Origin of the sequence: Streptomyces sp. URMC 129, from assembly GCF_051386415.1 — a bacterium.
Classification (GTDB): domain Bacteria; phylum Actinomycetota; class Actinomycetes; order Streptomycetales; family Streptomycetaceae; genus Streptomyces.
The window spans coordinates 1-8,074 of the sequence record NZ_JBPQTQ010000189.1 but is presented as its reverse complement, the minus strand read 5'-3'; the positions used below and the strand labels follow the sequence as shown (position 1 = coordinate 8,074).

Below are 8,074 nucleotides of genomic sequence, written 5' to 3'. Positions count from 1 at the left end.
CGCCGCCTGCAGGGTCAGTAAGCGCTCCTCGGTGCAGTCCGCGAACCCGGCCGCCCGCACCGACTCCACCGCCGCCCAGGCGCGCCCGCAGACCCGCAGGCCCTCGGCGGCCAGCCAGGGATCGGTCTCGTCGTGCGCGGCGGTCTCCGGGTGGGCGAGGGTGGCGTCGACGAACGGCGAGATCAGCACCGTCTCCGGCGCGTGTCCGCCCTCGGCCGCCAGCGCCTGGGCCAGGGCCAGCGCGTAGCCGCCGCCCGCCGAGTCGCCCATGAGGACGGGCGGCGGGGCGCCGCCCGCACCCCGGGCCAGGTCCAGCAGGCGCGGGAACGAGTCCCGCCACGTGTGGTCGGGGGCCAGCGGGTACTGCGGGGCGAGGACGTCCGCGCCGGTCCGTTCGGCCAGGTCCGCCATGAACGCCCAGTGCTGCGGCGTGAAGTCCATGATGTAGCCGCCGCCGTGGACGTAGAGCACCGTGCGGCCCGGGGCACCGGCCGCGGGCCGCCGCGCGCGGAGGGTCCAGAGCGGGAAGCCGGGGGCGTCGTCACGGGCGACGTCGACCCGGCGGCCCAGCCGGGCCGGGGGCCGGGCGGGCCCGCCGGCCTGGAGCCGGCGGGCGCCGGTCAGGGTCCGCTCGGCGTCGGACAGCCGGTCCTTCATCGCGAACAGGCGCAGCGTCGCGACGTAATCCGACTGCCGGTCGCTGATCATGCTCCCCCCTCACACGGGCGTGGACGCGCGGGGTGCCGCGCTGAACCGCATCTCCTCATCGACCGGGCCCCGCCGCAGCGAGCGGATGTCGTACAGATAGTTCATCCGCAGCCGCCACGGTGCCCGTGCCCCCTGCTTGGGGAACGCGTCGATGGCGCGGAGCACGTACCCGGCGGCGAAGTCGAGGAACGGCTCCTCGGCCACGGACGGGTCCCGTTCGGGGACGCACTGACGGTAGCCGCGCCGGTCCATGTGCGCCAGCAGCCGGCAGACGTACTCGCTCACCAGGTCGGCCTTGAGCGTCCAGGACGCGTTGGTGTAGCCGACGGTGAAGGCGAAGTTGGGCACGCCGCTGAGCATCATGCCCTTGTACGCCATGGTCTCCGGCAGCTCCACCCGCCGCCCGTCGACGGCCAGCTCCATGCCGCCGAACGCCAGCAGGTCGAGCCCGGTGGCGGTGACGACGACGTCGGCCTCCAGCTCGGCGCCGGAGACGAGCCGGATGCCGGTCTCGGTGAAGGTGTCGACGCGGTCGGTGACGACGGAGACGTCGCCGCGCCGGATCGCCTTGAAGAGGTCGGCGTCGGGCACCACGCACAGCCGCTGGTCCCACGGGTTGTAGTGGGGCCTGAAGTGGACGTCGACGTCGAACCCGGCGGGCAGCGCCCGCTTGGCGCGGGCCCGCAGCACCGCCTTGACGACCTTCGGGCGGCGCCGGCTGAGCTGGTAGAAGCCGGTGTGCAGCAGGACGTTCTTCCAGCGCGTGGCCGCGTAGGCCGCCTTGCCCGGGAGCACTGTGTGCAGGGCGCGGGAGAGCGGGTCCACGCTGGGCTGGGCGATGATGTACGTCGGCGAGCGCTGGAGCATCGTCACGTGCGCCGCGTCGGACGCCATCGACGGGGCCAGCGTGACCGCCGTCGCGCCGCTGCCGATGATCACCACGCGCTTGCCCCGGTAGTCGAGGTCGGCGGGCCAGTGCTGCGGGTGCACGATCCGCCCGGCGAAGCGGTCGGTGCCGGGGAACCCGGGGGTGTAGCCCTGGTCGTAGCGGTAGTAGCCGCTGCAGGTGAAGAGGAAGCCGCAGGTGAACTCGACGGTCTCGCCGGTGTCGGTGCGCTCGGCGGTCACCGTCCAGCGGGCGTCCTCGCTCGACCAGTCGGCGCGCACCACGCGGTGACCGTGGCGGACGGCCCGGTCGACGCCGTACTCGCGGGCCGTGTCGCGGACGTAGGCCAGGATGGCGGGGCCGTCGGCGATCGACTTGCGGTCGGTCCACGGGCGGAACCGGTACCCCAGGGTGAACATGTCGGAGTCCGAGCGGATGCCCGGGTACCGGAACAGGTCCCAGGTGCCGCCGATCGCGTCGCGGGCCTCCAGGATGACGAAGGTCTTGCCGGGGTTCTCGCGCCGCAGGTGGCAGGCGGCGCCGATGCCGGACAGGCCGGCGCCGACGATCAGGACGTCGACGTGCTCGGGAGTGCTCATCGCGGTACCTCGCTGTACCTCTCGTTGCTGTGCTCGGGGGCTGTCCCGGCGGGCGCCGGCTACTTCGGGGTGACCGCCACGTCGTCCAGCGCGGTGTTGCGGGCGCTGGTCGAGCGGCCGAGGCGGGCGACCTCCTCGTCCATCAGCGGCAGCAGCCGCGGCGTGTGCCGGAGCGTGGCCCGGTCGCCGAGCCGCGAGGTGATCACCGGCTTGAGCCAGCGCAGCGCGCCGACCCAGCCGGGCACGTTGACCCGGCGCTTGCGGCCCGCGAGTCCCTTGACGAACGCGTCGACGCACACCTGGACCGAGGTCGTCCGCTTCAGCGGGCCCGGCAGGATCTTCAGCATCTGCCGGAACGCGGAGAGGTCCTCCTTGGCGTCACGCACCAGCGGGGTGTCGATCCAGGACGGGTGGGCGGTGCCCACGGCGACGCCGTGGTGGGCGACTTCGAGGCGCAGCGCGGTGGCGAAGTGCTCGACTCCGGCCTTGCTGGCGTTGTAGGCGACCAGGCCGGGGGCGGGCGCGAAGGCGGCGAGCGAGGACACGACGAGGATGTACCCCTTCCGCTCGATCACCGAGGGGAGGGCGGCGCGCACGGTGTGGAAGACACCGAGGACGTTGATGTCCATCACGCGCCGGAACGTGGCCGGGTCGACGCGCAGGACGGAGCCGTAGGAGGCGATGCCCGCGTTGGCGAGGACGAGGTCGATGCCGCCGAAGCGGGCGGCGCCCTCGGCGACGGCCCGTTCCATCGACGGCAGGTCGCAGACGTCGCAGACGACCGTGTGCACGGCGTCCTCGCCCAGCTCGGCGGCGAGGGCGGCGAGCGGCTCGGCGTCGAGGTCGGTGAGCACGAGCCGGACGCCGCGCTGCGCCAGCGCGCGGGCGGTCTCGGCGCCGATGCCGCGGGCGGCTCCGGTGATCAGGGCGACTTTTCCGTCGAGTGCCCTCATCGATGTTGATATGGGCATGAACACTCTCCTCGGTGCGGGCCCGCATGACTCCACGAATCTGGAACCGGACGGTGTCACTTTTGCATCTGATACGACACGGTGTCAATATCAGGGGTGATGAATCCCGGACCGCCCGCCACCCCGCCCGGCCGCACCTATCGCGGCGCCGACCCGCGCCAGCGCCAGGACGAGCGGCGGGCGCGGCTGATCGAGGCCGCCATCGAGACCTTCGGGACCGTCGGCTACCGCAACGCGACGGTCGACCGCGTCTGCGCCGCCGCCGGACTGACCAAGCGGTACTTCTACGAGTCCTTCGACGACAGCGAGAGCCTGCTGCTGGCCGTCTACGCGCGGGTGGCGGAGGAGCTGCACGCGCGGATCGTCGCGGACGCGGAGGCCGCCGCGCCGGACGTCGAGGCGCAGGTGCGGGCCGCGCTGACCGCGCTGTTCCGGACGATCGACGACGATCCGCGGGTGGCCCGGATCGCCTTCGTGGAGATCCTGGCGGTGAGCGCGACGATCGACAGCGCCTGGCAGGCCGTCAACACGGCGTTCGTGGACACGATCCTGCAGCTGACCAAGCCCTACCTCGACACGGCCGGGCTGTCGGAGACCGATCTGGAGATCCTGGCCACCGGAGTGCTGGGGGCCGTGGTGCTCATCGCGCAGCGGTGGGTCCTGGGCGAGCGGGCGCAGCCGATCGAGGCGCTGGTGAGCAACGCGCACACCATCGTGATGGCCGTCCTCGACCGCTTCGCCGCCACCCCGTCCTGAGCCGGTCCCGGGCCGCGGGGAAACGCCTCCGCCGCGGACCGGGAGGGGTCCGGCCCGCGACGGAGGGTCGAGGGGGTCGTGCCGGGGGTGGCCGGTGGCCGCTACGGGACGAGGCGCAGCAGCTTGTTGGGCGAGCCGCTGCCGAGGCTGCTCAGCACCCCGCTGGTGGCGCCGTTGACCAGGGCGCTCGCGACCTGCGACGGCGTGGAGCCGGGGTGCCCGGCGAGGTAGACCGCCGCGGCGCCCGCTGCGTGCGGCGCAGCCATACTGGTTCCCGAGATCGTGTTGGTGGAGGTGTCCGAGGTCTTCCAGCCGGCCGTGATGTCCACGCCCGGCGCGAAGAGGTCCACGGCCGGGCCGTAGTTGGACCAGCTCGGCTTGGTGTCGTTCCGGTCGGTGGCGCCCACGGTGATCGCCTCGCCGACGCGGGCCGGGGAGCTGGTCGAGGCGTCGGCGCCGTTGTTCCCGGCCGCGAGGGTGTACGTGACGCCGCTGGCGATGGAGTTGCGGACCGCGTCGTCCAGGGCCGTGCTGACGCCGCCGCCGAGGGACATGTTGGCGACGGACGGGCCGGAGTGGTGCTGTGTCACCCAGTCGACGCCCGCGATCACGCCCGCGGTGGTGCCGGAACCCGCGTTGTTGAGCACCCGGACGCCGACGATCCGCGCGTTCTTCGCCACGCCGTAGGTGGTGCCGGCGGCGGTGGTCGCCACATGGGTGCCGTGGCCGTTGCCGTCCTGCGCGACGGCGTCGTTGCTGACGAAGTCGTAGCCGTCGACGGCACGGCCGGCGAGGTCGGTGTGGGTGACGCGCACCCCGGTGTCGATGACGTAGATCGTCACGCCACTGCCCGCGGCATCGGGGTAGGTGTAGGTGCTGTCGAGCGGCAGGGTGGCCTGGTCGATCCGGTCCAGGCCCCAGGGCGCGCCGGTCTGCGTGGCGTCGATGTGCACCTCGATGTCCTGCACGACGGACTCGACGGCGGGGTCGGCGGCGAGGCGCCGGGCCTCGTCGGGGTCGAGCCGCGCCGCGTAACCGTTCAGCGCGGCGCGGTAGGTCCGCTGCACCGAGCCGCCGTACTCGGCGATGAGGTCCCGGCCCTGCGCGGAGGCGGCGGCGATCCCGGCGCCCTCCTCCAGGGTGACGATGTAGCTGCCGGCGACGGCGCCGGGGGAACCGGCGCCGATGACCACGCCCTCGGCGGGGGCGGCCTGCGCCGGAAGGGAGCCGACCGCCGCCAGGGCGGCCGTGGCGACGGCGGCTATGACCGCGGCGACACCGCGCCTCGGAGAGCGCGGGGAACTCGTGGCGGAACGCGTCAGTGCCATGGTGGGGGTGTCCTCTTTCCTCGATGACCTGCCATGGGTGTGCGGCAGGCCGGTGGGAGACGCACGGGGTGGTGCGGGAGGGAGCCCGGGTATGGGTCATACATTCGGTTTCCCGCAGGAATGATTCGCGGGCCGGGGCGGTCGCGGCAAGACCGTCGACTGAATGTCATAGGCATGACATAAATCCGCAACGCCCGCGCCACACCGGACCGCTGACGCGCCGTACAGAAAACGGCACCGCCGCCCCCCGGACGGCCCGCCGGGCCGGACACCCTGCGGTGTCAACGGCCCGGCGGATCACACCCCGGGGGCGGCGGAGAGAAGGACTTCGGCAGAGGGACTCTGACGGAAAGTCAGAAACCAAGCCTGCGGAGCTGCTTGGGGTCGCGCTGCCAGTCCTTGGCGACCTTCACGTGCAGGTCGAGGAAGACCGGCGTGCCGAGCAGGGCCTCGATCTGGCGGCGGGCCTTCGTCCCGACATCCTTCAGCCGCGCGCCCTTCGGACCGATCACGATGCCCTTCTGGCTGGGGCGTTCGATGAAGAGGTTGGCGTGGATGTCCAGCAGCGGCCGGTCGGCCGGGCGGTCCTCGCGGGGCAGCATCTCCTCGACCACCACGGCGATCGAGTGCGGCAGCTCGTCCCGCACGCCCTCCAGCGCGGCCTCGCGGATCAGCTCCGCGATCATGACCTGCTCGGGCTCGTCGGTGAGGTCGCCCTCCGGATACAGCGGCGGCCCCTCGGGCAGCAGCGGCACCAGCAGATCCGCCAGCAGCCCCACCTGGCGGCCGGCGGTGGCGGAGACCGGGACGATCTCGGCCCACTCGACGCCGACCTCCTTGCCGAGCAGGTCGACGGCGATGAGCTGCTCGGCGAGCGCGTCGTTGTCCACCAGGTCGGTCTTGGTGACGACCGCCACCTTCGGCGTCCGCTTGATCTGCGACAGCTCCTTGGCGATGAAACGGTCGCCGGGCCCGATCTTCTCGTTGGCCGGGATGCAGAAGCCGATCGCGTCCACCTCGGCCCAGGTGGCCCGGACCACGTCGTTCAGCCGCTGGCCGAGCAGCGTGCGCGGCCGGTGCAGGCCGGGCGTGTCCACCAGGACGAGCTGCGCGTCGGGCCGGTGCACGATGCCGCGCACTGTATGCCGGGTGGTCTGCGGGCGGTTGGAGGTGATCGCGACCTTGATGCCCACCAGGGCGTTGGTCAGCGTGGACTTGCCCGCGTTGGGACGGCCGACGAAACAGGCGAATCCGGAACGATGGGGGCTGTGCGTGCCGGGCGCGCTCGGCTCAGGGGTGCTCATGACCCGGCGATGGTCGCACGAAGCCGCCCGTCGGGGCCAGCCAGGTGAACGGGAACGTCCTTGCCGCCGGGCCCGCCGAGGTCGCGGACGACCGCCAGATCACCGTCCGGCACGGTCTCCGCCTCGCTGACCACGGCCGCCGCCTCCAGCGCCACCGCCCCGCTGGCCACGGCCATCGCCACCGCCGTCTGGAGGGCGCTCAGCCGCAGCGAGTCGAGCGCGACCGTGCCCGCCACATAGGTGCGGCCGGTCTCGTCCCGCACGGCGGCTCCCTCGGGGACGCCGTTGCGGGCGCGGGCGCTGCGGGCCAGCGTGATGATCTTGCGGTCCTCGGGGTCGAGAGCGTCTGCGGAGGCGGCGGCGTCAGTCATACGACCGAGCTTAAGTGCTCCCCCGGGCTCACAGATCCGTGGTCCCCGGCTGGTCCGGGCGCGGAGCGGGCACGCGGCCCGCGGCGACCTCCTCCAGCTTCTCCACCGCGCGCTCCGCGATCTTCTCCACGTCACCGGTGCCGCCGTCGTCGCGCCCGGCCTGGGCGACGCGGAGCGTCTGCGCGCCGACCCGGACGACCACGAGATCGGCCACCACGGGCGTGATCGCCGTCTCGCCGTCGAGCCGCCGGTGGAAGCGGACGGCCACGGACTCCTCACCGAGCCGCTTCACGTCGAGCGGGGCCGCGTCGTAGGCGACGGAGACGGCCTTGTCGGCCGGGCCCTCGGGCGTGTGGAGGGTGGCGCACTCGTCGAGCGCGGCACGCACGTCGTCCATGTCCCCGCCGGCCGCCCCGGCGTCCTGGTGCGCGGCGGCGACGGTGGTGACGAACGGGCCGCTGCGGGTCTTGGCGAACCCGGCCCTGGCCACGTCGTCGTCGTCACCGCCGACGTCGAAGAGGCCGTCACAGGCGGGTTCGGACGGCCGGGGAACGCCGAAGCCGCGCTTCTCGGCACTCTCCTCGCTGTCGCTGGCCCAGCCCTCGGGAAAGTCGACGGCGTCGAGCAGGGCCTCGCGCAACTGGTGCTCACTGAGCGCGTCCCCGGCGACCGGCCGCCCCGGCGCCAGCGCCAGACTCAGCACGGCCAGCCCGGCGACGAGGGCGGTCCGCAACGTCCGAAGGTGGTGAGCGTCCATACCTCCCATGGCGCCCCCCGAACGCCCGTACGGCCACCGCCACACCCCCATTCGGGTGACCCCACTCCCAGGCCCCCGGCGCGAAGCCGAGCGGCGGACACGGGCCGCCACCGGAAGCCGGGAGGGGGCACCGCGCCCAGGAAGCACCGGAACCCAGCGTCCCGACGACGACAACGCCCCGCAGCACACACCCCACGAACGCGGCAACGAGGGCGGGCCCGGAGCCCCGGAACGGGCAACGGCCCACCCCGGCAGCCCGCCGGGCAGGCACCCCGAGGCCCACGGCCCCCACCCAGGGAGCACCGAGGTCACGGAACCCCGACGACCACCACGCCCCGCCCCGCAGCACACCCGGCAACACGGGCGACGGCCCACACCCCGGGCACCCCCGGGG

At 73.3% G+C, this 8,074-nt stretch carries 8 protein-coding genes; 1 reads left to right on the top strand and 7 read right to left on the bottom strand.

Annotated features, from left to right (window positions below; translation table 11 throughout):
• The 3 genes from ACSNOC_RS26115 to ACSNOC_RS26105 all read right to left on the bottom strand — a co-directional run.
• A partial coding sequence (locus ACSNOC_RS26115) for an alpha/beta hydrolase fold domain-containing protein (RefSeq protein WP_436750035.1) occupies window positions 1-708 on the bottom strand: 708 nt, incomplete at its 3' end.
• Window positions 709-717: 9 nt separating this feature from the next.
• Window positions 718-2,193, bottom strand: a complete 1,476-nt coding sequence (locus ACSNOC_RS26110) for a flavin-containing monooxygenase (protein ID WP_436750034.1) — start codon at window positions 2,191-2,193, stop codon at window positions 718-720.
• A 59-nt stretch (window positions 2,194-2,252) separates the two neighbouring features.
• Entirely contained in the window at window positions 2,253-3,164 is a 912-nt protein-coding gene (locus tag ACSNOC_RS26105) for an SDR family oxidoreductase (RefSeq protein ID WP_436750033.1), read from the bottom strand.
• 99 nt (window positions 3,165-3,263) lie between these two features.
• Here ACSNOC_RS26105 and ACSNOC_RS26100 point away from each other — a divergent pair, with 99 nt between their 5' ends.
• Complete coding sequence (locus ACSNOC_RS26100) at window positions 3,264-3,920, top strand: TetR/AcrR family transcriptional regulator (RefSeq protein ID WP_436750032.1); 657 nt, start codon at window positions 3,264-3,266, stop codon at window positions 3,918-3,920.
• Window positions 3,921-4,021: 101 nt separating this feature from the next.
• Here the strand turns inward: ACSNOC_RS26100 and ACSNOC_RS26095 are convergent, their stop codons facing one another.
• The 4 genes from ACSNOC_RS26095 to ACSNOC_RS26080 all read right to left on the bottom strand — a co-directional run bounded on the left by ACSNOC_RS26095 (window position 4,022) and on the right by ACSNOC_RS26080 (window position 7,680).
• Window positions 4,022-5,248, bottom strand: coding sequence for a S8 family peptidase (locus tag ACSNOC_RS26095; protein WP_436750031.1), 1,227 nt, complete (start codon window positions 5,246-5,248; stop codon window positions 4,022-4,024).
• Between the two features lie 353 nt (window positions 5,249-5,601).
• Complete coding sequence (gene era / locus ACSNOC_RS26090; protein WP_436750030.1) at window positions 5,602-6,552, bottom strand: GTPase Era; 951 nt, start codon at window positions 6,550-6,552, stop codon at window positions 5,602-5,604.
• Window positions 6,549-6,923 carry a cytidine deaminase gene (locus tag ACSNOC_RS26085; protein ID WP_436750029.1) on the bottom strand — a complete coding sequence of 125 codons (375 nt, stop codon included), beginning with the start codon at window positions 6,921-6,923 and terminating at the stop codon, window positions 6,549-6,551. Before ACSNOC_RS26085 ends, era begins: the two co-directional genes overlap by 4 nt.
• Window positions 6,924-6,951: 28 nt before the next feature.
• On the bottom strand, window positions 6,952-7,680 hold the full coding sequence (locus tag ACSNOC_RS26080; protein ID WP_436750028.1) for a hypothetical protein: 729 nt from the start codon (window positions 7,678-7,680) through the stop codon (window positions 6,952-6,954).
• Window positions 7,681-8,074: the final 394 nt, after the last annotated feature.

What these genes read in the sequence shown, in the direction of transcription:
- ACSNOC_RS26110 (WP_436750034.1), bottom strand. Translation starts at nt 2,193, where the DNA reads ATGAGCACTCCCGAGCACGTCGACGTCCTGATCGTCGGCGCCGGCCTG.
- ACSNOC_RS26105 (WP_436750033.1), bottom strand. Translation starts at nt 3,164, where the DNA reads ATGCCCATATCAACATCGATGAGGGCACTCGACGGAAAAGTCGCCCTG.
- ACSNOC_RS26100 (WP_436750032.1), top strand. Translation starts at nt 3,264, where the DNA reads ATGAATCCCGGACCGCCCGCCACCCCGCCCGGCCGCACCTATCGCGGC.
- ACSNOC_RS26095 (WP_436750031.1), bottom strand. Translation starts at nt 5,248, where the DNA reads ATGGCACTGACGCGTTCCGCCACGAGTTCCCCGCGCTCTCCGAGGCGC.
- era (WP_436750030.1), bottom strand. Translation starts at nt 6,552, where the DNA reads ATGAGCACCCCTGAGCCGAGCGCGCCCGGCACGCACAGCCCCCATCGT.
- ACSNOC_RS26085 (WP_436750029.1), bottom strand. Translation starts at nt 6,923, where the DNA reads ATGACTGACGCCGCCGCCTCCGCAGACGCTCTCGACCCCGAGGACCGC.
- ACSNOC_RS26080 (WP_436750028.1), bottom strand. Translation starts at nt 7,680, where the DNA reads ATGGACGCTCACCACCTTCGGACGTTGCGGACCGCCCTCGTCGCCGGG.